16 protein-coding genes are annotated in these 24,867 nt (G+C 43.0%); 9 read left to right on the plus strand and 7 right to left on the minus strand.

Annotation, left to right across the window (positions count from 1 at the left end):
* Positions 1-18 precede the first annotated feature (18 nt).
* Together R8O11_RS21590 and R8O11_RS21595 are read right to left on the minus strand one after the other, a co-directional pair.
* Positions 19-501, minus strand: a complete 483-nt coding sequence (locus R8O11_RS21590) for a YajQ family cyclic di-GMP-binding protein (RefSeq protein ID WP_005377415.1) — start codon at positions 499-501, stop codon at positions 19-21.
* A gap of 21 nt (positions 502-522) precedes the next feature.
* On the minus strand, positions 523-1,581 hold the full coding sequence (locus tag R8O11_RS21595) for a 3-deoxy-7-phosphoheptulonate synthase (RefSeq protein ID WP_005390197.1): 1,059 nt from the start codon (positions 1,579-1,581) through the stop codon (positions 523-525).
* 372 nt (positions 1,582-1,953) lie between these two features.
* Here R8O11_RS21595 and R8O11_RS21600 point away from each other — a divergent pair, with 372 nt between their 5' ends.
* Positions 1,954-2,451, plus strand: coding sequence for a DUF4442 domain-containing protein (locus tag R8O11_RS21600; RefSeq protein WP_005377418.1), 498 nt, complete (start codon positions 1,954-1,956; stop codon positions 2,449-2,451).
* Positions 2,452-2,484: 33 nt separating this feature from the next.
* Here the strand turns inward: R8O11_RS21600 and R8O11_RS21605 are convergent, their stop codons facing one another.
* Complete coding sequence (locus R8O11_RS21605; RefSeq protein WP_318194421.1) at positions 2,485-3,837, minus strand: hypothetical protein; 1,353 nt, start codon at positions 3,835-3,837, stop codon at positions 2,485-2,487.
* Positions 3,838-4,029: 192 nt separating this feature from the next.
* On the opposite strand from R8O11_RS21605, the gene R8O11_RS21610 reads away from it, so the two are divergent.
* Positions 4,030-4,863, plus strand: coding sequence for a S1 RNA-binding domain-containing protein (locus R8O11_RS21610; protein ID WP_017633794.1), 834 nt, complete (start codon positions 4,030-4,032; stop codon positions 4,861-4,863).
* A gap of 283 nt (positions 4,864-5,146) precedes the next feature.
* Here R8O11_RS21610 and rsmF read toward each other — a convergent pair whose 3' ends face one another.
* The 4 genes from rsmF to R8O11_RS21630 form a co-directional block, all read right to left on the minus strand.
* Positions 5,147-6,583 (minus strand): 16S rRNA (cytosine(1407)-C(5))-methyltransferase RsmF, encoded by a 1,437-nt coding sequence (gene rsmF, locus R8O11_RS21615; protein WP_017821869.1) that lies wholly within the window; start codon positions 6,581-6,583, stop codon positions 5,147-5,149.
* Between the two features lie 150 nt (positions 6,584-6,733).
* A complete protein-coding gene (locus R8O11_RS21620; RefSeq protein WP_017821870.1) occupies positions 6,734-9,382 on the minus strand; it encodes an MlaD family protein in 2,649 nt (882 codons plus the stop codon).
* Complete coding sequence (locus R8O11_RS21625) at positions 9,375-10,625, minus strand: paraquat-inducible protein A (protein WP_017821871.1); 1,251 nt, start codon at positions 10,623-10,625, stop codon at positions 9,375-9,377. Before R8O11_RS21625 ends, R8O11_RS21620 begins: the two co-directional genes overlap by 8 nt.
* Before the next feature lie 24 nt (positions 10,626-10,649).
* Complete coding sequence (locus tag R8O11_RS21630) at positions 10,650-12,446, minus strand: ABC transporter ATP-binding protein (RefSeq protein ID WP_021033889.1); 1,797 nt, start codon at positions 12,444-12,446, stop codon at positions 10,650-10,652.
* Positions 12,447-12,538: 92 nt separating this feature from the next.
* Here R8O11_RS21630 and R8O11_RS21635 point away from each other — a divergent pair, with 92 nt between their 5' ends.
* The 7 genes from R8O11_RS21635 (at position 12,539) to R8O11_RS21665 (ending at position 24,780) form a co-directional block, all read left to right on the plus strand.
* A complete protein-coding gene (locus R8O11_RS21635; RefSeq protein WP_005377433.1) occupies positions 12,539-13,012 on the plus strand; it encodes a GAF domain-containing protein in 474 nt (157 codons plus the stop codon).
* Between the two features lie 97 nt (positions 13,013-13,109).
* Positions 13,110-13,736 (plus strand): RNA chaperone ProQ, encoded by a 627-nt coding sequence (gene proQ / locus R8O11_RS21640; protein ID WP_005377435.1) that lies wholly within the window; start codon positions 13,110-13,112, stop codon positions 13,734-13,736.
* Positions 13,737-13,753: 17 nt separating this feature from the next.
* Entirely contained in the window at positions 13,754-15,760 is a 2,007-nt protein-coding gene (prc, locus tag R8O11_RS21645; RefSeq protein WP_017634279.1) for a carboxy terminal-processing peptidase, read from the plus strand.
* A 194-nt stretch (positions 15,761-15,954) separates the two neighbouring features.
* Positions 15,955-16,620: a hypothetical protein gene (locus R8O11_RS21650; protein ID WP_005377438.1), complete on the plus strand. Its 666-nt coding sequence runs from the start codon at positions 15,955-15,957 to the stop codon at positions 16,618-16,620.
* 226 nt (positions 16,621-16,846) lie between these two features.
* Complete coding sequence (pepN, locus tag R8O11_RS21655) at positions 16,847-19,453, plus strand: aminopeptidase N (RefSeq protein WP_318194422.1); 2,607 nt, start codon at positions 16,847-16,849, stop codon at positions 19,451-19,453.
* A 65-nt stretch (positions 19,454-19,518) separates the two neighbouring features.
* Positions 19,519-19,737, plus strand: a complete 219-nt coding sequence (locus tag R8O11_RS21660; protein ID WP_080659264.1) for a DUF2835 domain-containing protein — start codon at positions 19,519-19,521, stop codon at positions 19,735-19,737.
* Between the two features lie 201 nt (positions 19,738-19,938).
* Positions 19,939-24,780: an NAD-glutamate dehydrogenase gene (locus R8O11_RS21665; protein WP_318194423.1), complete on the plus strand. Its 4,842-nt coding sequence runs from the start codon at positions 19,939-19,941 to the stop codon at positions 24,778-24,780.
* The last annotated feature ends 87 nt before the right edge of the window (positions 24,781-24,867 follow it).

A 24,867-nucleotide genomic window follows, 5' to 3' on the forward strand; every position in this document is an offset into this window, starting at 1 on the left:
ATTTACTTCTCAGATTGATTAATCACGGAAGTTGTTAAACTGGAATGGGATACCCATCTCTGCTTCACGAATCGCTGCCATTGTCGCTTGCAGGTCGTCGCGTTTCTTACCGGTAACACGTACTTTGTCGCCTTGAATAGAAGCTTGTACTTTTAACTTTGCGTCTTTGATAAGTTTCACTACTTTTTTCGCCGTTGGAGTATCAATACCTTGGCGGAAAAGCAGAGTTTGGTGCCAGTTTTTACCAGTAACGTCTGGGTCTTGTGCATCCATTGCGTTCGCGTCAATGTTACGCTTCGCTAAGTGGCCGCGTAAAATGTCGCGCATTTGCTTAAGTTGGAAGTCACCTTCCGCAGACATTTTTACGTTTTCTTCTACTAGCTCAAAGCTCGCATTTACGTTGCGGAAATCGAAACGAGTAGACAATTCACGGTTAGCATTATCAACGGCGTTACGTAGTTCAACCGTATCGATTTCAGAAACAATATCAAACGATGGCATGAAGATTCCTTGATTATTTTGTTATAGGGACTTTCGGGACTTAACAGCGCTTGCCAGCATATCTAGCATTGTAGCAGTGTCTTCCCAACCTAGGCATGGATCTGTAATAGACTGACCATACGTTAGGTTATTGATGTCAGTCATTGGCTGATTGCCTTCAAGAATAAAGCTTTCTGCCATGATACCCGCAATACGAGTGCTGCCTGACTTAATTTGGTTACAAATGTCTTGAGCTACGTCGATTTGTTTTCTGTGTTGCTTCTGACAGTTTGCATGGCTGAAATCCACAACCAAACGTTGTGGCAATCCAAACTCAGCTAAAGCATCACATGCTTGTTTGACTGATGCTTCATCAAAGTTAGGGCCTTTTTCTCCACCGCGCAGAATAATATGACCGTAAGGGTTGCCACTTGTGCGGTAAACCGTCATTCGACCGTTCTTATCTGGCGAGTAGAAGTAATGCGATGCTTTCGATGCGCGAATTGCATCAATTGCAATTTTTACGTTGCCATTTGTGCCATTTTTGAAACCAACTGGGCAAGATAGTGCCGACGCCATTTCACGGTGAATTTGTGATTCCGTTGTGCGAGCACCAATCGCGCCCCAAGTGATCAAATCCGCGATGTATTGGCCAGTGATCATATCAAGAAACTCAGTAGCAGTCGCAAGACCAAGCTTGTTGATATCCAGTAGTAGTTTACGAGCTTTATGAAGACCAGCTTCAAGTGCGTAAGAACCATCTAGGTTAGGGTCCGTAATCAAACCTTTCCAACCAACTACTGTACGAGGCTTTTCAAAGTAAGTACGCATCACGATAAACAGTTCGTCTTTGTACTTGTCTTGGATTTCACTCAGGCGAGTGGCGTAATCAATGGCAGCTTCAGTGTCGTGAACAGAACACGGACCTACAATCGCAAGAAGGCGATCGTCTTCACCCGATAAAATGTTTTCAATCTGACGACGAGATTGAGCGATACGGTCTGCAACGTCATCCGTAATAGGATGTACACTACCTAGCTCTGCTGGGGTAGGCATTGGACCCAAAGGCTGGGTTCTCAATTCATCTGTTTTTATAGGCATGTTATAGCTTTATTCTCTATTGCGAAGGGGTAAAGATAACGGAATTACAGGCAGGAATAAACCGTTTCACGGGAATCTTCGCCAGGAAATACCGAATTGTATACAAAGGTGTAGGTATTCATTTAAATGACTTATGTATAAATGACAAAACTTGATCATTAAATCAATATATATACATTTGAATTTATAACCATTTTATCTATCTCGCTGTAAGGTAATCTAAGTAACTGCGATAAACTTCATACCTCACGGGTGACGCCGTCACTTCATGAGGGTTAAATAACTCGTGAGATCGAGCTTTTGTTAACATTTCTTTGACATCTATTTCTTTCGTTGATTAACTGGTCTGACTAGATTGGTAAGGAGACCAAAATGTTATCAGCTCTACGTCGTGCGAATTTGTATCTAAATCTGTTTGGCTTTTCGAAAGTGCCGCTGATTTGGCTTTGCCACCCTAAAATCATTGCGATAGATAGCAAGCATGTTGAGGTTCGTATCCCATTGCGCAGAAGAACGAAGAACCACCTGAATAGCATGTATTTCGGCGCTTTAGCCGTTGGCGCTGATGTTGCTGGTGGTTTTCTTGCTATGAGTAAAGCGCAAGAAAAGGGAGAAGCGATCTCGCTAGCATTTAAAGGTGTGAAAGCCGAGTTTTTAAAGCGCCCGGAAGCCGATGTGCACTTTGTTTGTAACGATGGTCATGTCATTGATGAGATGCTCGAGCACACCTTGGCAACGGGTGAACGAGTAAATCGTGACGTAAAAATTGTCGCGCTGTGTCCTAACTTACATGGTGACGAGCCAATGGCTGAATTTTCGCTTACTCTTTCGATAAAAAAAGCAGCCCAACAAAGAAAAGAGGCTGCCTAGTGGTTTGTGGCTCGTTTGTTTAAAGGCGTTGGCTTAATTGAGTTCAATCTTCTCGATAGAGACGATTTTGGAGCGATTTAAGACCACTTTCCAGCGGTAATAAACAGGCTCATCGGTGTGGTTGTCCTCTTTGACAATCACATTGAGCAAATGACGTTTCTCTACTGACTCTTTGGTTACTTGACCTTCATTTAAACGGTAAACTCGGTTTGAGCTTTTATCCATCAAGCGGATGATAGGGCGCAAACTGATGTTCAATGTTTCTCTCGTTTGTTCGTAACCACTCAAGAAAAGAGAGGTCGCCATTTCGGTTTTCTCGTGATAATGAAGAATCTGCTCTTCACGTTGAACGACGCGTTTTTTACGTATTCTTTGAATCTTATCCGGCAAGCTACTTAAGGTACGATAATCGAGCCACTCCAATTTTTTGCCAACCACTTTTTTCGTCGTTGGATCAACGTACTTCTTACGCCATTTTGGTTTGCCTTTACGGATCCATCGCCACATGGCATCGCGTAAATCATCTTTAAAGATTTCTCGTAAAGCGTAAATAAAAGACATCGCGATAATGAATGAGGCAGAAATTTCCCCCAGATAATCGCGAGCGAGAATCACGGTCGAGGTCACGACAACCATCACTAAACCGGTTGCAATACCTTTGATAGCGCGCTTAATGTTGTTACCCATCGATATGGTTTCTTCACGAAGCACGATAGGGTGTTCAATCAATCGCCTTAGCAAGCGCATTTTGTTAGATAGGCGAGTAACGTCTTCAACGACTCTTGATGAGTTGTATTTGTTGAGTTTACGATGGGCTTGCTCTTTCTCACATAGCGTGAACAGACGCTTTTTGATCGTGCCATAGTCGCCTTCACGTGGTAGATGGGCCACCAGTGACAGGAACTTTTGCTCGGTATACCAAGACAGATAGTTATCGATGTTAACGTAGTAGCGTTTTAAGTTCTCTTCATAAGGAATAGAACGCCGCAAGCGCTTTAAGATCTCAAGCGTGAGCTCGATAACTTCGTCCACTTCATCTTCCGTTACGGAGTTGTTCTCATGCTTGTTTAAACTTGCTACCGCTTTGTCTAGCGCGATAACGTATTGGTAAGCGAACAAACTCAAACTTACTCGGTATTGCTGATTCGACAGGCGTCCACGTTTGGCAAGTCGACTGTGTACTAGCGGAAGAAGGATTTCAGTACTGTAATAAGATCGTTGCTGTGTGATTGAGGTGTAATAAAATTCGGATTCACTGATGATATCGGCGTTTAAACCAAGCTCACCAGGTATAAAAAAGTAAATATCTAGGTCGACACTTTTGCTCTTTGCGAGTGCATGACTGATTTTTAATGTTATTGAGTCTTGTTTATCGACGGTGACCAAAGAAAGCTCCTGACTTTGCTAAAGCATTCTTAACTTATGCGTTCCGTTGAGCAGGTAAGTATAAGAGTGCTAAAAGAGTGACTGGGGCATATAGCTGAACGACAACAGCATAACAGAGCACTATGCTTTTCTCTCTGATTTTCTTGTTAGTTTAGGTATAATTCCACGTAAATTTAAAAAGAGACAAAATCAATGATTAAAATTGGTCAAATTAACAGCTTAGAAGTCATTAAAAAGGCTGATTTTGGCGTATTTCTGGATGGCGATGATTACGGTTCTGTTCTACTACCTAGTAAGTATGTACCAGAGGGTACTGAAATTGGTGAGCATGTAGACGTATTTCTGTACTTCGATTCAGAAAGCCAACTTGCTGCGACCATTGAAAGACCAATTGCCCAAGTGGGTGAATGGGGTTTAATGAAGATTGAGGGTGTGAATGCGACAGGTGCTTTTGTAAATTGGGGCATCAAAGAAAAGGACTTACTGATTCCTTTTAGTGAGCAACGCACTCGCTTCTCTGCCGGACAAACCATTTTAGTGTATGTTTATACCGACAAAGCGTCAGGTCGCATTGTTGGTACGACTAAGTTCAATAAATGGTTAGATAAAACTCCAGCGAATTATGAAGTTAACGAGCAAGTTGATTTGATCATCGCAGAGCGTAGTCAACTTGGTTATAAAGCTATCGTTAATGGTAAGCATTGGGGCATGATTTTCCCATCGGATGTTTTTGGTAAGCTTTACATCGGTAAAAAGCTGAAAGGCTTTATTAAGCACATTCGTGAAGATGGCAAAATCGACCTTGCTCTACAAAAAGTCGGTGTGGCGAAAATGGACGATCTTTCTAGTAAGATCCTTGACTTGCTAGAGAAGAAAGGCGGATTTTTGCCTTTGAATGACAAGTCTTCTCCTGAAGCGATTTTTGATGCTTTCCGCACAAGTAAAGGGACTTATAAAAAGACCATCGGTGGCTTATACAAGCAGGGTAAAATTGTCATTGAGAAAGACGGTATTCGTCTAGCGTAGTCCAAACTCACGTATAGTGGAACTACAGCCAAAAAAACGGCCCAAACTTTTCCTTTTTTTGGGCCTAGGGGAAACGGCTCCGCAGAGCCTGCGCTAAACTTGTCCAACAATAATTTTGTTGGTGAACATAGAGAGAAATGCCACATCAAAGCATTACTTTGATACAACTAGTTTAGTACAGCGTGTCCGGATCGCTAGCGAGCCCACTTGCTTTCATACTTACGAATTAAAAAGCCATCGCAAATACGATGGCTTTTCATTTATTTATGGTTCGTTACGTCTTTTAAAATAAGTTCTTATCTCGTACTAATTCGCGAGGGAGACCATTCTTTATTCGGTTGCTTACCCACTTGCCAAGGCCAATAACTGCGCCTTGATAGGTGACAAGCACTTCGCCTTTACCTGTTTTCATTCCCTCAGGAATGGTTTGTGGGCGAACATCACGCCCCATGTACCATTCGCGCGCTTCTTCAATACTGAGTTCAATGGCGTTGCTTTCAGAACCTGTCGCCAGGGCAGTCGCGACTTGGTGTTGCCAACGGTAGCCATTTTTATGGGCTTCCGCGATCTTTATACCCATACGGGAGAAGCGTAATTCGCCGATCATCGCTTCTAAAGCATTAGGGAATAACCAGACATCTTTATCGCGAAGCCATACAGAACTGTCATTTGGAAGTTTAATACCTAACGCGCTTTGGAGTTGTTGAGCAATTTCTGTCGATTCTTTTTTTGAAGTTTTAGCAAAGGGGAATTTCCCCATGCGCTTTTTGACTTCTGGCGCCTCAACAGCAGCCAGTTTGCGAATTCTTGCAACAAAGAACCCTTCACAGTCGTAGACCTGTGGGAAAATATGCAAAAAGCCTTCTTCAGTTAGAGCTGCCTCTGCGTTTTCAAACAAGTTCTCAAGGCTTTCAAACTCTACAGCATCCCCAAAGGTTTCTTTCAAGTGTTGACAAACTTGTTGGTTTTCTTCTGTACTGAGCGTACATGTTGAGTAAACCATCACACCACCGGGCTTTAATGCATGGAAGGCGCTTTCAATAAGATCTTTCTGTGTGTCAGCGATGTCGAGTACGGAAGCTTGCGTCCAGTTTTTCATCGCATCTTCGTCTTTGCGAACGGTGCCTTCTCCAGAGCAAGGCGCGTCGAGCAAAACCGCATCAAATTGTTCTGGTAGCCAACCGCCAAAAACGCGTCCATCGAAGTTACTTAGTGCGGCGTTACGTACCCCACAACGTTCCACATTAGCGTGCAGTACTTTTACACGACTTGCGGCGTATTCATTGGCCACAAGTACACCTTCGTTGTTCATTAAAGCTGCAATTTGAGTGGTTTTTGAGCCTGGAGCGGCTGCGGTATCTAACACGGCATCGTAAGATTCATCATTCATAAACAGAGCAGATACCGGCATCATCGAACTGGCTTCTTGAATGTAGAATAAGCCAGACATGTGTTCTGCTGTGTTGCCTAATGGTACAACTGACTCATCCGCTTCAATCCAAAACCCCGTGTCACACCAAGGCACAGGAGAAAGCTTCCAGCCTTTTGCTTCTGCTCGTTCTAGAAACGCTTCAACACTGATCTTCAACGTATTAACTCGAATACTTTTGCGCAGTGGCTTTTGGCACGACGCGATAAAGTCTTCCATGTTGAGGTGAGCAGGAAGGATAGTTTGGATTTTTTCCAGAAACGCGTCTGGGATGTAAACATTAGGATGCAATGTGGGATCTCGTTTGCAGAATTTGTGGCAAATAATATACGAAAGCGAAGCAGAAACGAATAGTGACAAGGGCCGAGCGATAAAAAAGAGCAGCGATTGCTGCTCTTTTAAAGTGATCAAACTTCAATTTTACGTGAATTGAGCTTTATTCTACGGCTTCGGAATTGCTGTACGCCATTGAGTCCAACCTTCTTCAGCTTGTGGATACAAAAAGAAAGATTGCCCACTCTTTGCCGCTGGTGGAATAGTCGATTGCTCTGGCGTTGAAAACGCAATTCCTCCGCGAACTAAACTATCAAAGGTTCCCGCTTTGATGTTAGCGCCGGTAAGCCCGATGGAAACATCTACTCCTGAAACATTCCAGAACACACTGTTTTGACGAACGAGGTAAGCATATTCAGGCTGTATTTTGATAGTCGTGAGGATGCGATCAGCAAATTCTCCTAGGCTTACGTCGGTCACTTGGCCAACTTCCATCTGGCGGTAAAGAATAGGGGTACCGACTTGTACTGAGCCTCTCTGTTCACTTTGTAACGTAAACATGATTCCATGCACGCGTTCTGAACTATTTTCTAATTGAAAATCAAATTTAGCTTTACCTTTACCTGGCTCAACACTGATGGATTTCGAAACCAACGCCCCGAGGTTTTTAACGCCACCTAAACCAATTTCTGGTTCAGTTAGCCAAAAATGTGAGCCTTCAACTGCAATGTTTTCTACGTATTCAGGTAGGATCCTTGCAGTGACTTCAACCATGTTACGACGAAAATTCGGTACAACCAGAGTGATTTCACCAACTTTAACACCTTGATATTCAATCGGCATTCCTTTAGCAATCTCTTGCGAACCGTCGGTTTCTAAAGCAATGACGCGCCCAAACTTGCGAGCGGTTTTTTGATCAGAATACAGCTTCCAGTTTTCTCCGATTTTGTTTTCAACGCCTGGTACGGAGTCAAAAGCGATGCCACCTTCGATTAACGATTTTAAAGGGTGCGCTTTCACACTGACTCCGGCTAATGATGCATCTATCTCAATCCCTGAACGATTCCAAAAAACGGTTTGTGGCGTTACAAGATAAGCGAAGCGGTTTTCGATAGTAGCCTTAATTAGTACTCCGCCATCAACTAGCTGGAAATCGGAGACGTTACCAACTGGAAGATTACGATAGAGTAGAGGGCTGCCTTTGGAAATCGGCGGCAATTCAGAAGCAAATAGTGTTAGAGCCCTAGAGCCACTTTGATTGTACTGCGCCAATTCAGCCAATGATTCATTTTGGAACAGTTGATACTCTTTTTGAATATCCTGCTTGCCTTCGCTCACAAAACTAATTGACCCGGTTAACAACTGCTTTGCTGGAGGAACGGTAACGCTGAGCCCGGATTCAGTTAACTCTGCTGATGCACTGCCGGTTACATAAAAACGATTGTTTGATTTGATCAGATGTTTGTATTCATGGTCAATCAATACATCCATAAATACTTCGTGTTGTGATTTTTTATCTTCCTTAACTAGGCCCACTTTGATGATTGAACCAACAACGATGCCTTTATAAAGTACATTGGCACCGCTATCTAGGCCAAACGAATTGTCGGACACCAACCGAATCGCGATGGACTTTTCTTGCTGTTGGTTAAACACGTTTTTACGAATGGCAGTAAAGCGGCGAGAGCGTTCACCCGCGCCCGGCACGATCGTTAAGAAGTTCCCTCGCACTAAATTAGCAATGTTTTCTACACCAGAGAGGGACACTTTTGCTTCTTCTAAGACAAATCGAGTACCTGTCGTCAGCATGTCACTAAAAGCGGGTTGAATTGCCGCTGACGCCAATATCACTTCTCGGCCTTCGGAAAGGCTCAAGTCCGTAACTTGGCCAATTTCGATTCCGCGATACATAATTGGAGCGCCTTCTCCGCTGATCTTGCTGTCATCAGGTAGGACGATTTTAACCGCGATGCCTCGACCAGCAGTTTTCAAATCTTTATACAAACGGAACTCGGTGTTCTCTTCTACAGGCTCACCATCATCCGGAGAGTCGACGGCGATGGCGCCACCTAGTAAGGCACTCATGCTTTCTAGTCTTACATCGACACCTTCAAAACCGATGCTGGCACCAATTCCACTGACGTTCCAGAATCGACTGCGGTTGTTAATGATATGTCGGTATTGATCCTGAATGTTGGCCTGAATAGTGATAGATTTTGCATCTTCATCTAGCTGGTAACTGTACACTTCACCGATTGGGATTTTCTTATAAACAATTTGAGAGCCAACCGATACACCACCTAAATCACGGCTTTTGAGCTTAATATTCAAACCTTGAGAAACGCGTAAATCTGTTGGAGCAGAGTCTAACGCATGGAATGTTGTCTCAAACTCTTGACCATCTCCGGGTTGAATCGAGATGTAGTTACCTGAGACGAGCGCATCCAGTCCGGAAACTCCCGTTAGGCTAGCTGTTGGTTTTACTAACCAAAAGCGTGTTTTATCGTTCAGTAACTTTGCAGCTTCAGGATAGATATCAGCATCGACATAAATACTGCCGAGATCTTCGGTGAGGTTAATGTCTCTTACCATGCCGACTTCTAATCCTTGGTAACGGATAGTGGTTCGGCCGGCGACAAGACCAGCGGCATCAGAAAAATAGATTTGCACTCGTTGTCCTGCATCGTGTATCGACTTCACAACAAGCCAGCCAGCTAAGACCATGGTCAAAATTGGCAACAGCCAAAGAGGAGATATGCCTTTACTCCGCTTTACATCTGGTACGTATGACGTTTGAGAACTGTTCTGATCACTCATTCATTGACTCTTTTTCTGATTGTTTTGGGTTTGTTTGGTCCCAGATTAGCCTTGGATCAATACTTTCTGCTGCAAGCATGGTCAACACTACGACAACACCAAATGCTACGGCGCCATATCCTGGTGTGAAATCCAGTATCTGACCACGATCGACTAACGTCATCATGATAGAAATAACAAACAAATCCATCACAGACCATTTACCGATCCATTTAACAACAAAGTAAACCATCATTCGTTGTCTCTTAAACACCGAACGTTTGAATTGGATGCAAAGCATGATGTAGGCGAGCCCAAGTATTTTAATCACCGGGACAACGATACTCGCAACAAAAATGATCGCAGCGATTCCATACATGCCGCTTTTTACCAAACCAGCCACGCCTGAAAAAATAGTGTCCTCCAAACGCTTACCATTGGTAAGCAAGATGGAAATAGGGATCAGGTTAGCAGGGAAGATGGCGACCGTTGCTGCGATGAGGTAAGCCCATGTTTTCTGAATGGAGTTTGGCTTGCGATGATATAACTCGTGATGACAACGCTGGCAATGGTCACCTTCAGGCTGGGACAAGTGGCATTCATGGCAATGCACATCTTTATGCTCAAAAGCATATAAACTTTCTGGTTTCCAAGCTTCCCAATAACGACGCACGCTGATTCTTGAAACTAACAAAACGGTAAATATCTGCAAAAGAACCAGACCAATTAACCCTGGACCGACGAAAATGTCGGAATAATCTTGGAGTTTAAAACAGGAAATGGCGATGCTAACTAAGAACACATCCAACATAACCCAATGCTTCAAATGTTGAATTAGCCACAGTGAGATACGAAGACCACGGAACCATCGTTGATGTAAAGAAATATGCGCCGTTACCACTGAAACACAAACCGTCAGTGGCGCTAGAGAGCTACAAAATAGAATGAGCAATGAAAGAAGAACAAATCCTTCTTCCATCAATGTGATCATCCCTGAAGGCAGGGTTGCCGGAATCATCACACCAAAGAGTCGGATGCTAATAAAGTTAAAAAAGTGCGATGGAATAAATAGTAGGATACAGGTTATCGCGACGGCTAGATTACCAGAGAGGCTAGGGCTACCTCCGCGATATAATTGTGTACCACAACGAGGGCAGTGTGCATTTTTGCCATGGGGTAAGTCGACGATGTCGACAGGCAATTCACAACCTTGGCACAGACGTACGTTATTGGGTTGCATGGCGTGCTTAGACAGAGAGGTCATAACGACCTCTCTAGCTTGAACGATTTAAGCGTGGGACTGTATGCCCCCATATAAGGTTTGATATAAGCCTTCTTGCTCAACTAACTCACCATGAGTACCTGTTTGCGTCACTTTCCCATCTTCAAGCACGTAGATCAAATCGGCTTGTTTAACAGCGGATAGTCGGTGCGCAACGATTAATGTTGTTCTACCACGTAAGAACTCGGTCAGTGCTTTGTGTAAAGCCGCTTCAGTAGCGGTATCTAGCGCAGACGTGGCTTCGTCTAAAATAACAAATTGAGGATTACTCAGCACCATTCTAGCAATGGCAAGCCGTTGTCGTTGACCTCCTGACAAACGAATGCCATTACGACCAACTTGAGTATCCAAGCCGTGGTTCAGTTGAGAAATAACATCTTGCAGCTGAGCCACTTCAAGCGCACGCCAAAGTGACATTTCGTCAAAATCCCCACCAAGCGTTAGATTATGCCTCAAGGTGTCGTTAAATAGTATAGGTTGCTGTAATACCACGGCAATTTTGTCGCGAATTACTTCAAAACCAATATCTTCTGTTAATTCATCATTAAAGCGAATGCTACCGGAGTTTTGACGGTAAACCCCAATAAGTAATTGTATCAAGGTTGACTTACCACCGCCGCTTGCGCCAACTAACGCCACTTTCTTTCCTGCCGGCATATGTAAAGAAAGATTATCTAGGACTTTGTTTTCATTATTGTAAGAGAAATTAATGTTTTCTACTTTAACGTCAACTTCTCTACCTTCTTTGAAAGGATTTACCTTAGGAACCGGTCTCTGCTCTTCTTCTAACTCTAATAAGTCGTTGATGCGTTTTAATGCGGCTTTAGCGCTGTACCAAGAAAACTGAATCCCAAGCAACTCTTGAACAGGAGAAAGCATGAACCATAGGTAACCAAAAACGGCAAATATTTGGCCAATAGTAAGGTCACTGAACATGACCATTAACATTGCGACAGCTCTGAATAATTCAAAGCCGATCAAAAAGAGAAGAAAAGAAACGCGACCAGCCGCTTCAGATTGCCAAGCATACTTGTCTGCATCAACGCGAACTTGGTTCGCACTGTCTTTGAGTTGTTGGAGGAATTCTCGCTCTTTATTGGCTGCGCGTAGTTGGTAGATTCCATCTAATGTTTCAACCAAACGGTTTTGGAAAATTTCAAAAGAATGATTTTCCTTCCGTTTCAGATGTTTAACCATACTGCCTAGTTTACGTGAGAAGTAAATGACAATAGGGTTAACTAACAGGATAAACAGACCAAGTCGCCAATCGAGCCAAAGTAGAACGATAGCAGTACCAATAACAGTCAGAAAACTGATAACGAATTTTGCTAACGTAGAACCAATAAATTTATCAATGGTCTCAATGTCAGTGATAAGGTGTGCGTTGATTCCTCCGCTACCTTTGGTTTCGTATTGTCGGATGCTGATACGGCCGAGTTTGTCGATCATTTTACTGCGCATCTCAAACGTGATGGTTTTTGAAACAAGCGTAAATTGTCGGCTTTGAAGGATATTTAATCCTTGGCTCGCAGCTCGCATAAGAACAACCAAGAACAGGGTGAAGAAAATATAGCCTGTCGGAGTGTGCCACGCTTCAGGGAGAATGGCATTCATGGCGTCTAAGCCTTTTGCAGGTTGGTCCAATAAGACCTCATCAACCATCAAAGGCATGAGGAGGGGAATTGGAACACTAATCAAGGTTGCAAGCACCGCTATCAAGTTCGCTATGATCAGCTTGGACTTGTGCTTTTTTACTTGTGTTATCAACCAAGAACGGCTAATAGTGTCATTTTTCAGAAGCATTGTAATTGAGAATAAGTCCTATTATAAAGTAGGGCTGCATTTTAGCGCCATACATTGAGAATGGAAGCTTTTATAGTAAGTAGGAAGTTAATATGAACTTAGAACAATACCAAAGACTAACCAAACAAGCTGTTGCTCTAATTGAGTCTGAACCAGACTTTATTGCGAACCTAGCAAACTTGAGCTCATTGCTTTTCATGGAACTTGACGATCTTAACTGGGCAGGCTTTTACCTAACAAAAGGTGAAGAGCTTGTTCTTGGTCCGTTCCAAGGAAAACCAGCTTGTGTTCGTATCCCAATGGGTCGAGGCGTCTGCGGTACTGCTGCACAAACTAATACTATACAAAGAGTATACGACGTTCACGAATTTGAGGGGCATATTGCGTGCGATGCAGCGAGCAATTCAGAAATTGTGATTCCATTTTCTATTAATGGAAAGGTGGTTGGTGTACTTGATATTGATAGTCCAAGTATTGGCCGATTTAATGAAACAGACGAAGAAGGTCTCACTCATTTCATGGTTGAAGTAGAAAAGCTGCTTAATTCACACGCGAACGACGCATAAATTAGCCTTCGAGTGTGGTTTTTCCTTGGCATGTCACTATAATACGAGAATATTTTTTCTTAATGCTCGCGGAAATCCGCTCAAATCAGGACCCCTCATGACTGAAAAGTTAAAAAACAGCAAAGAAGTTATTGCATATATTGCTGAATGTTTCCCTAAGTGCTTTACTTTAGAAGGTGAAGCAAAACCTCTGAAAATTGGTATTTTTCAAGATCTTGCGGAACGTCTAAATGAAGACGAAAAAGTAAGCAAAACACAGCTTCGTGCAGCGTTAAGACAGTACACTTCATCATGGCGTTACCTACATGGTGTAAAACCAGGTGCAGTACGTGTAGACCTAGATGGCAACCCTTGTGGTGAGCTAGAAGAAGAGCACGTTGAACACGCGAAAGCGACACTTGCAGAAAGCAAGGCGAAAGTTCAGGCTCGTCGTAAAGAACAAGCACAAAAAGCTCGTGAAGAGGGTAAGGCGAAAGCGAAACCTGCGGCTAAAAAGCCTCAACAGCCTCGTCGTACTAATAAACCAAAAGTACAAAAACCAACTAAGCCTGTAGAAACGCGCGCTCTAAATGCTGATGAAATCACAGTAGGTAACGCAGTTAACGTGAACATGGGCAAAGGAAACATGGCAGCGACCATTGTTGAAATCAATAAGGATGATGTACGTGTTCAACTTGCTAACGGCCTACAAATGGTTGTGAAAGCGGAGCACTTGCGCGCATAAAGGAGATACTCCTACGCATGAATTGCCGTTCAAAAGTGACCCTGATTGCTGCTAGCTTATGGCTAGCAGCATCAGCTCAGGCTCTTGAAGCCAAACTACATAAAGATGACCTGCCGGTTCTTTCTCCTGAAGTTCAGCATGAAACAGCTAGCAAACGAGTCACCTCGCGATTTACCCGCTCTCATTATAAGCACTTCAGCCTCAATGATGATTTCTCTAAAGCGATCTTTGAACGCTATGTAGAGTTGCTTGATTACAATAGAAATATTTTCACTCAAGCAGACATCGATTCATTTAAAAATTGGTCAGTCGAGCTTGATGATCAGCTTAAATCGGGCAACAACCAAATTGCTTTTGATGTTTACAACCTCTCAATGCAGAAGCGTTTCGATCGTTTTGCTTATGCGTTAACTCTACTCGATGAAGAGATCAAGTTTGATACCGATGACGAGATAGAGTTAGACCGCTCTGAGGCCGCATGGCCAAAAGACGAAGCAGAGCTCAACGAGTTGTGGCGCAAGCGTGTGAAATATGACGCGTTAAATCTGAAACTGACTGGCAAAGAGTGGCCAGAGATTAAAGAAGTTTTAGAGAAGCGTTATAACAACGCGATGAAGCGCATCACACAGACCAACAATGAAGACGCATTTCAGTTGTATATGAATGCCTTCGCGCGACAGGTTGACCCTCATACAAGCTACCTTTCTCCACGTAATGCCGAGCAATTCCAATCGGAAATGAACCTTTCTCTAGAAGGTATCGGCGCCGTTTTGCAAATGACAGACGATTACACAGTAATTCGTTCACTTGTTGTTGGCGGTCCGGCCTCAAAGAGTAAGCAACTTGGTGAAGGGGACCGAATCACTGGTGTTGGACAAGACGGTGAAGAAATTGTCGACGTGATCGGTTGGCGTCTGGATGATGTTGTTCAGTTAATCAAAGGCCCTAAAGGCACAAAGGTTAATCTACAGATCTTGCCAGAAGGTAACGATGCGAAGAGTTACATTGTCACAATTGTTCGTGACAAAGTTCGCTTAGAAGATCGTGCAGTTAAGTCAGAAATCATCGAAAAAGACGGTAAGAAGATTGGTATTTTAGAAGTACCAAGTTTCTACGTCGGCTTATCGAAAGACACCGATAAATTACTAGCTGAGTTGAAAACCAAAAACGTTGACGGCGTAATCGTTGATCTACGCAACAATGGCGGTGGTGCGCTAACAGAAGCAACGGCATTGACAGGTTTATTCATTAAAGAAGGTCCTGTAGTTCAAGTTCGTGACAGCTATGGCCGCATCAAGGTGAATGCCGATACCGATGGAAAAGTGAGTTATGATGGCCCATTGACGGTATTGATTAACCGCTACAGTGCTTCAGCATCTGAAATTTTTGCAGCGGCAATGCAAGATTATAATCGTGCAATCATCTTAGGTGAAAACTCTTTCGGTAAAGGTACAGTTCAGCAACATCGTTCACTGAATCATATTTATGATCTGTTCGATAAAGAGCTAGGTTATGTTCAGTACACGATTCAGAAATTTTATCGTATTGACGGTGGAAGTACGCAAAATCGTGGTGTTGCACCAGATATTTCGTACCCAACGCCAATTGAGGCTTCTGAAACAGGTGAAAGTGTTGAAGACAATGCTTTACCTTGGGATCAGATTGATAAGGCACAATATCAAACGTTTCCAAGTAACGACGCCTTAGTTGAAAAACTTACTGCTCTTCATAACAAGCGTATTTCTGATGAGATGGAGTTCCGCTTTATCAATGAAGACATCGAGAAATATCGTAAAGAAAAAGACGATAATACTTTGTCTTTGAACGAAAAAGTTCGTAAAGCTGAATCGGATAAAGCGGAAGCCCTTCGATTACAACGCATAAATGAACGTCAAGTTGCTTTGGGTAAAAAAGCATTCAAAACATTGGATGACATACCAAAAGACTACGAGGCTCCTGATGTTTATTTAGATGAGTCTGTCGCGATTATGGTCGATCTACTTAAGCAGGAAAATCAGTCATAATAACTGGCAATTTAGAATAAAAAGAGTGAGTCTTTCAGATTCACTCTTTTTTTATGCCTTTTTGCCTTCCGCTGTCTCGATATCGAGCAAGATATTCGCTTATTTTCCCCCAATAATTTACGTGATCTACATCTAAAATTTCGCGAAAGTGAGGACTACTGGCTAAGCTAAAAGAAAACGATAAGGATGCCGATATGAAGTGGTTCTTTATTTTACTTAGCTTTTGCTGCTTTAGTGTGTTTGGTGGAGAAAACACCAGAGAAGATGAATTAAGTCACTTTGACACGCCGTTTCTCATCGGAGACTGGTATTTGATGAACCCAAATCCCGAAGAGTCGGCTGAAAACTTTCGTGCGATCAAACTCTCATTAGGTTCTGACTACAGCTTTTCTATTGATATTCAAAAGAAAGACTATTCCGTTGACCATTGGGAAGGGCTGTATAACGCAAATGAAGACACCATCGTTCTTGGTTTAAACACCGACGAGCCTCAAATTTATGCCTATCGCAACAACCATAATACGCTTGATCTTAATGGTGTAACATTCACTAAGGGATTATCCAATTCACTTGCAGGTATTTGGTCTAGCTCTCACGTATCTGGCGACGGTCTTGTGGCCAACAACATTAATCAGATGGATTTGATACTTCAACCTGATTTCGTGTTCATGTTTAGGGTTTCGAACGAAGAAGGGGATGAGTCCATCAAACAAGGTGTGTTTTACACAGAAGATGAGTTTTTGGTTCTGTTGTATGAAAATGGCGAGCATGGAACCACGTATAAGCTCAACAAGAATGAGCTAACGATCGAAGATTCCAATGGTGATATGTACGCCGTACTCAATAGAGTTACGCCATGATGCCTTTAACATGCGCCAAATTACGCGTACGTACGGTAAGTCATTAATGTTGTTTAAATGTTAATCAAAAAACGGAGCTAGAGCACTAAAAGCTCCGTTTTTTGATAGAAAGACTTGTATTCTGATACCACAACCCCTACAAATAGCTTATATAGTGATACCAGAACTGCATTTTTGATCATGCAGTCTGGTATTTTTGTTGTTCGACATACAAGGATTTATGCTCATGTCTCAAGCTCCCCAGGCCAAATATCGTAAAGATTTTAAAGAGCCATCTCATGCGATTACTGATATCGATCTTACTTTTGATCTATATGACAATGACACAATCGTTACGGCGGTATCAAAAGTTGCTCAAAAAGGCGATACAACAACGCTAGAACTCGATGGCGAAGGGCTTGAGCTACGCGCTGTAAAAGTAAATGGTGAGGATTGGGCTCATCACGAGGTGAAGGAGTCATCGCTGGTACTGACCGATCTTCCATCCGAGTTTGAACTTGAAATCGTCACCAAAATTGATCCTGAAGCGAATACAGCACTCGAAGGTTTGTACAAATCAGGCGGCGCATTTTGTACTCAGTGTGAGGCTGAGGGCTTTCGCCGTATCACGTACTATCTAGACCGTCCGGATGTTCTAGCAAAATACACAACAAAAGTGATCGCAGATAAAGCTGCTTACCCATATTTGCTGAGCAATGGTAACCGAATTGCAGAAGGCGATGCAGAGAACGGTCGTCACTGGGTTCAATGGCAGGATCCGCATCCAAAACCAGCTTACTTGTTCGCCCTTGTTGCAGGCGACTTTGATGTATTGCGTGACAAATATACAACGATGTCAGGTCGCAGTGTTGATTTAGAAATCTTTGTTGATAAAGGTAACTTAGATCGTGCAGGTCATGCGATGACATCGCTGATCAACTCGATGAAGTGGGATGAGGAACGCTTTGGCCTGGAATACGATCTGGATATTTACATGATCGTTGCTGTTGATTTCTTCAACATGGGTGCAATGGAAAACAAAGGCTTGAACATTTTTAACTCAAAATATGTTCTGGCGAACGATCAAACTGCGACAGATCGTGATTATTTAGGCATCGAAGCTGTGATAGGTCATGAGTACTTCCACAACTGGACTGGCAACCGTGTCACTTGTCGTGATTGGTTCCAACTAAGTCTAAAAGAGGGCTTAACCGTATTCCGTGACCAAGAATTCTCTTCTGACTTAGGCTCTCGTGCTGATAACCGTATTGATAACGTACGTATTATTCGTGGTCCTCAATTTGCGGAAGATGCAAGCCCAATGTCTCACCCGATTCGTCCTGACAAAGTCATTGAGATGAATAACTTCTACACGCTAACGGTGTATGAAAAGGGCAGCGAAGTTATTCGCATGTACCATACACTCCTTGGCGAAGAGGGCTTCCAAAAAGGAATGAAACTTTATTTTGAACGTCACGATGGTACCGCCGCGACGTGTGAAGACTTTGTTTCTGCAATGGAAGATGCCACCGGTGTTGATTTAAAACAGTTCCGTTTGTGGTACAGCCAATCGGGTACACCAACGCTACGCGTAAATAGCGAATACAACGCTGATGCAAAAACTTACGCACTAACGGTAGAGCAATTTACGGAGCCGACGCAAGACCAAGCAGAAAAACAAGCGCTGCATATCCCGTTCGATATCGAGTTGTATGATTCGAAAGGTCAAGTTATCCCACTGATGAGTAACGGTGAATTTGTTCATAACGTGCTGGATATTAAACAAGATAAGCAAACGTTCGTATTTGAAAATGTCGAAGAACAGCCAGTGCCATCTTTGTTGCGTGAATTCTCGGCACCAGTCAAATTAGAATACGATTACAGCGATGACGAGTTAGTCTTCTTGATGAAGCACGCAACGAACGATTTTGCTCGATGGGACGCTAGCCAAATGCTATTGGCTAAATACATTCGTCAGAATGTGAAAAACGTTCAAGCGGGACAAGAAGTATCGCTTTCTGAAGGTGTGATAGATGCTTTCCGCGGTGTGCTGTTGGATGAAACGCTTGAGCCAGCTTTCATTGCTCAAGTTTTCTCTATGCCTTCAATCAATGAGATTACTGGTTGGTACCAGCAAATTGATATCGATGCCGTAGACAAAGTGCTAAACAGCATTACAGTGTCACTTTCTAAGGAATTAGAAGATGAGCTAAGTGCGACTTATCACACGCTTAAGCAAACAGAGTATACGATCGACCATGCTGCTATTGGCAAGCGTGCTTTACGTAACCGTTGCCTTCAGTACCTAGCATATACGGAAAAAGGTAATGATTTAGTCAACGCGCAGTACGCATCTGCAAATAACATGACAGATACGATTGCTGCGATGAGTGCCGCAAATAACGCTCAGCTCGAGTGTCGTGAAGCACTTATGGCTGATTATAGCGATAAATGGAAGCACGATGGTTTGGTTATGGATAAGTGGTTTGCACTTCAAGGTAGCAATCCTGCAGAGGATGCTCTTGAAAAAGTAAAAGCAACCATGAACCACGAAGCATTTAGTTTGAAAAATCCGAACCGTACGCGCAGCTTAATTGGCTCGTTCTTAAGTGCGAACCCTGTACGTTTCCATGATACATCCGGTGTAGGTTACCAGTTTGCCGGTGAAATTCTTCGCCAACTAAATGATTCGAACCCACAAGTAGCTTCTCGAATGATTGATCCTTTGCTTAAGTTCCGTAAATACGATGAAGCTCGCCAAGCAATGATTCGTGCAGAACTTGAAAAGCTCAAAGCAATGGATAATCTTGCTAAAGATCTATTCGAAAAAGTGACTAAAGCACTAGACGAATAGTAAACAACACAATAGGGTGGTCATTTAGACCACCTTATTTGTTTATGTCACTTAGTTTTCACTTCATGAACTATTACTACTTCAATCTCAACATTTCATATCAAACGTTTTTATCTCATTATTCTGGTGCGGCAAGTGTTGTTCAAGTTGTCACACACAACGGTTTGCGTTTGCAGTTACCCGCCGCGAGATTTAGACCATTTCTTAGTCAATTGGGCGTTAGAGGCCAGTTTAGACTAACAACTAACCAAAATAATAAGTTTCTTAAGTTAGAAACTCTGTGATGTATTGTATTTGCAGAGAGTTAAATAGGAATCTTAGTCACAGAATCGGACATTTCACCTCTTACCACTACGATTAGTTGTTAAACATTTGTAATTATGCTTTTACAATGGGCACATGCATTACCTATGCTTAGTTTCTAAGGTAACAGCCTAGCTACTAAGTCCCCCTACAAAACAACAATTCTAATGTGGAGTGTGAATATGACCGCGCGTGAAAATGTAGTGCCGGTTCTGCTTGAAAAGGTTTACCAACTGATTCAAGACAAACTCGAGCTTTCTCACCAAACGCTTGTAACTAAACTTGCTCAACACTTATTCAGTAACATTGCTGATGATGATCTAATTCAGCGAAACGAATCCGACCTTTATGGTGCTGTCGTTAGCCTTTGGCACCATATCAATGAAAAAAAACCAGAAGAGATTTCGGTTCGAGTATTTAACCCGACCGTAAGTCGTCAAGGCTGGCAATCCACACACACAATCGTAGAAATTGTTGTTCCAGATAGTCCATTCTTAGTGGACTCAGTCAAAATGGCTTTAGCACGTTTGGATCTTGTTTGTCACCTAATGTTGAATAACCCAACACAGATTCAGCGTGATAAAAAAGGCCAAGTTACAGACGTAAACGGTGAGGGTGGTGTTCTTCAATCACTTTTCCACATAGAGGTAGACCGCCTTACTAGTAAAGACGAGATGCAAGCGCTTAAAGAAGAGCTGTTAAGAATTCTATCTGATACTCGCTTAGTCGTTGATGACTGGAAGCAGATGGTTGATAAGCTTAAGTTTGTTACTGATGAACTTGAGAAAAATAAAGATCGTGTTTCTATCCAAACGGATCGTATGGATGAAACGATCGCATTTCTTCGTTGGCTAGAAGATCATAACTTTACCTTTATGGGTTATAAAGATTATGACTTAAAAGAGGTCAATGGTGATACCGAACTTGTTCCTGCTAAAGAAAAAGGACTAGGTCTGTTTGCTGATGACAAGCGCGTTCGTAGCGTCAAGCTCTCTGAATTATCAGATTCAGCGCGATTAGAAGCGAAAAAACCATACGCTCTGATCATCACCAAAGGTAACAAAGCATCTCGTATCCACCGTCCAGCTTATACTGATTACATCGGTATTAAAAAGTTTGATAAAAACGGTAAAGTAATAGGTGAGCATCGCTTTACTGGTTTATATACCTCCGCTGTTTACAACCAAGCGGTACAAAGTATTCCTCTGATCCGTGAAAAAGTTGACCGTATCCTTGAAGCAAGTGGATACCGTCACGGATCATACTCATACAAAGCATTGCACAATATCTTAGAAAACTACCCACGCGACGAGTTGCTTCAAGCTAATGAAGAAGAGCTGCTTGAGGTGGGAATGGGTGTTGTACAAATGCAAGATCGTGACTTGCTGCGTTTGTTTGTTCGTAAAGACCCATTTGGTCGTTTCTTCAGTTGCATGGTTTATGTCACTAAAGATCGTTACAACACAGAATTGCGTCGTCAAACTCAACGCATTCTTAAGCAGTACTTTGGTTGCGAGCAAGAGGTTGAATTTACAACGTACTTCTCAGAAAGCCCACTAGCGAGAACACATTACATTGTTCGTGTAGACAATAACAACATTGACGTAGACGTGAAAAAGATCGAGCAAAATCTAATGGAAGTTTCTACCTCTTGGGATGACAGACTAAAAGAATCCATCATTGCTAACTTTGGTGAAAGTAAAGGCCTTCCTCTTTCAAAAGAATATATGAGTGCGTTCCCTCGCTCATACAAAGAGGACATGATGCCAGGTTCTGCGGTTGCAGATATCGAGCGCTTAGAAGCATTAAGTGATGATAATAAACTTGGCATGTTGTTCTACCGACCTCAAGAAGAGGGTGCAGATTCCAAAGCTGTCCGCTTAAAGTTATACCATCGCGATGAACCAATTCACCTTTCTGACGTAATGCCGATGTTGGAAAACCTTGGTTTGCGTGTGATTGGCGAATCGCCATATGAGATCGAGAAAAACAACGGGCAGACTTTCTGGATCCTTGACTTCTCTATGCTGCATAAGAGCGAGAAAATCGTTGACCTTCGTGAAGCTCGTGATCGTTTCCAACAAGCATTTGCTGCCATTTGGGCGGGTAATCTTGAAAGTGATGGTTTCAACCGATTGTTATTAGGTGCGTCGTTATCTGGCCGTGAGATTTCCATTCTTCGTGCTTACGCACGATACATGCGCCAAGTAGGCTTCCCATTCAGTCAGCAGTACATCGAAGACACGCTAAGCCACTACCCAGACTTAGCGACAGGTCTAGTCAAGCTGTTCACCAAGCGATTTGATCCAAAACACAAAGGCAGCGAGAAAGGCCAAAACGATCTAATTAAAAAGCTAACAGAGCAGTTGGATCGTGTAGAGAGCTTGGATGATGATCGTATTATTCGTCGTTATATTGAAATGATCATGGCGACGCTTCGTACCAACTACTACCAAGTAGACGAGAATAAGCAGCCTAAGCCTTGGTTATCTTTGAAAATGAAGCCAAGCGATATTCCTGAGATTCCGCAGCCTGTACCTGCATTCGAGATCTTTGTTTACGCACCAGATATTGAAGGTGTTCACCTTCGTGGTGGAAAAGTGGCTCGTGGTGGTTTGCGTTGGTCAGATCGTCAAGAAGACTTCCGTACGGAGATTCTTGGCTTAGTAAAAGCGCAACAGGTTAAGAACACTGTAATTGTACCAGTGGGTGCAAAAGGCGGCTTCGTTTGTAAACGCCAGCCATCTCTCACCACTCGTGATGAAATTTTTGCGGAAGGTCAGCGTTGTTACAAACGCTTTATCCGTGCACTGCTAGATGTGTCAGATAACATCATTGAAGGAGAGGTGGTACCACCACAAAACGTTGTTCGTCACGATGAAGATGACCCATATCTAGTAGTGGCTGCCGATAAAGGCACAGCAACCTTCTCAGATTTGGCAAACTCTGTTTCTGCAGAATACAACTTCTGGCTAGGTGACGCATTCGCTTCAGGTGGTTCAAACGGTTATGATCACAAAGCAATGGGAATCACCGCAAAAGGTGGTTGGGAATCTGTTAAACGTCACTTCCGTGAAATGGGCATCAACTGTCAGACCACTGATTTTACTGCAATCGGTGTAGGTGATATGGCAGGTGACGTGTTCGGTAACGGTATGCTGTTATCGAAGCATATTCGATTGCAAGCTGCGTTTAACCACATGCACATCTTTATTGATCCAAATCCAGATTCAGCCAGCAGCTGGGAAGAGCGTAACCGCTTGTTTAATCTGCCAAGATCAAGCTGGGAAGATTACAACAAAGACTTGATCTCTCAAGGTGGTGGCATCTTCTCTCGTCGATCAAAATCGATCCAGTTGACGCCAGAAATTCAGAAAATGTTAGGTACTAAGAAAGCATCTTTAGCGCCTAACGATCTGATAAAGATGATCTTGAAAATGAAAGTCGATCTGCTTTGGAATGGTGGTATCGGCACTTACGTTAAATCATCAACAGAAACTCATACAGATGTTGGCGACCGTGCTAACGACATGCTGCGCATTGACGGCCGTGACTTAAGAGCCAAAGTGGTTGGCGAAGGTGGTAACTTGGGTATGACTCAGCTTGGTCGTATCGAATACGCACTAACTGGCGGTCGAGTGAACACGGACTTCGTTGATAACGTAGGTGGCGTTGACTGTTCGGATAATGAAGTCAACATCAAGATCTTCCTCAATGGACTGGTTTCAAATGGCGATCTTACGGTTAAGCAACGTAACCAAATTCTAGAGTCTATGGAAGACGAAGTGGGTGAAATTGTCTTGGATGATGCTTACCGTCAGTCGGAGTCGATCTCTGTTACTGAACAGCAAGGTGTTGGCATTGTTAAGGAGCAAATTCGATTCATCCACACTATGGAGAAAGCAGGGTACTTGGACCGTGCTCTCGAATACATTCCTGATGATGAAACGCTAATCGAGCGTGAAAAACAGGGACTAGGTCTGACTCGCCCTGAGCTATCAGTGTTAGTTGCCTACGGTAAAATGGTACTTAAACAGCAACTTGTTACGGATGAAATCGCAAATGATGAATTCCATGCAAAACAACTTGTTGAATATTTCCCAAGTGCGTTACGACGTAACTATAAAGATCAAATGGTTAATCACCCACTGCGAGCTGAAATTATCGCTACAGCATTGGCTAACCAGATGGTTAATGAAATGGGCTGTAACTTCGTTACTCGTTTGCAAGAAGAAACTGGTGCAAGTGTTGTCGATATTGCCAACGCTTACAGTGCGGCTAGAGAAATCTTTGATTTAGAAGAAATCCTCAAGCAAACTCGCAAACTTGATAACGTTGCGACAGCGCAAGCTCAATACGAAATTATGTTTTACGTGCGCCGAGCACTGCGTCGAATTGCACGCTGGTTGCTTCGTAACCGTAGCGGCAAATGCACGGTCGGTGAGTTGATTGCTATCTACAAGCAAGATGTCAATGTTATCACTGAAACCCTAGACACTATGTTAGTTGAGTCTGAAGTTGAAGAACACAATGAGTTGGCTCAAGGTTGGATAGAGAAAGGGGTTGAAGAGAAACTCGCTCACCAAGTTGCCCGCTTATCAAGCTTACAATCTGCACTGGATATTTCATCAGTAGCAAGTGAAACAGGTAAAACGGTTGAGCAAGCATCGAAACTCTACTTTAACTTGGGTGACCGTTTATCGTTGCATTGGTTCTTGAAGCAAATTAATAGCCAAGCCGTTGATAACAACTGGCAAGCACTTGCAAGAGCGGCATTCCGTGAAGATCTGGACTGGCAACAACGTCAACTTACCGCTCAGGTACTGACTTGTGGCTGCTCAACCGAAGAGCTTGACGTGATGGCTGCGTTAGAAGATTGGATTGAAACTAACGAGCAATCGTTGCACCGCTGGGAGAGTATCTTAAACGAGTTCAAAGTTGGCTCAGTACACGAATTTGCTAAGTTCTCTGTAGCACTTCGAGAGCTAGTACTTTTAAACCTCAACTGCTCATCGAAAGAGTAGTGGAATAATCAAGTGACCCGTCCTGATATGGGTTGACACTTTTTAACTAAAACGCTCGATGTACTTCATCGGGCGTTTTGTATTTTA

The sequence above is a fragment of the Vibrio sp. 1288 genome, from assembly GCF_033344475.1.

Excerpts from the sequence above, each read along its gene's own strand:
- R8O11_RS21625 (WP_017821871.1), bottom strand. The coding sequence starts at position 10,625 with ATGACCTCTCTGTCTAAGCACGCCATGCAACCCAATAACGTACGTCTG.
- R8O11_RS21650 (WP_005377438.1), top strand. The coding sequence starts at position 15,955 with ATGAAGTGGTTCTTTATTTTACTTAGCTTTTGCTGCTTTAGTGTGTTT.
- R8O11_RS21630 (WP_021033889.1), bottom strand. The coding sequence starts at position 12,446 with ATGCTTCTGAAAAATGACACTATTAGCCGTTCTTGGTTGATAACACAA.
- R8O11_RS21590 (WP_005377415.1), bottom strand. The coding sequence starts at position 501 with ATGCCATCGTTTGATATTGTTTCTGAAATCGATACGGTTGAACTACGT.
- R8O11_RS21660 (WP_080659264.1), top strand. The coding sequence starts at position 19,519 with ATGAACTATTACTACTTCAATCTCAACATTTCATATCAAACGTTTTTA.
- R8O11_RS21665 (WP_318194423.1), top strand. The coding sequence starts at position 19,939 with ATGACCGCGCGTGAAAATGTAGTGCCGGTTCTGCTTGAAAAGGTTTAC.
- pepN (WP_318194422.1), top strand. The coding sequence starts at position 16,847 with ATGTCTCAAGCTCCCCAGGCCAAATATCGTAAAGATTTTAAAGAGCCA.
- prc (WP_017634279.1), top strand. The coding sequence starts at position 13,754 with ATGAATTGCCGTTCAAAAGTGACCCTGATTGCTGCTAGCTTATGGCTA.
- R8O11_RS21595 (WP_005390197.1), bottom strand. The coding sequence starts at position 1,581 with ATGCCTATAAAAACAGATGAATTGAGAACCCAGCCTTTGGGTCCAATG.
- R8O11_RS21620 (WP_017821870.1), bottom strand. The coding sequence starts at position 9,382 with ATGAGTGATCAGAACAGTTCTCAAACGTCATACGTACCAGATGTAAAG.
- proQ (WP_005377435.1), top strand. The coding sequence starts at position 13,110 with ATGACTGAAAAGTTAAAAAACAGCAAAGAAGTTATTGCATATATTGCT.
- R8O11_RS21635 (WP_005377433.1), top strand. The coding sequence starts at position 12,539 with ATGAACTTAGAACAATACCAAAGACTAACCAAACAAGCTGTTGCTCTA.
- R8O11_RS21600 (WP_005377418.1), top strand. The coding sequence starts at position 1,954 with ATGTTATCAGCTCTACGTCGTGCGAATTTGTATCTAAATCTGTTTGGC.
- R8O11_RS21610 (WP_017633794.1), top strand. The coding sequence starts at position 4,030 with ATGATTAAAATTGGTCAAATTAACAGCTTAGAAGTCATTAAAAAGGCT.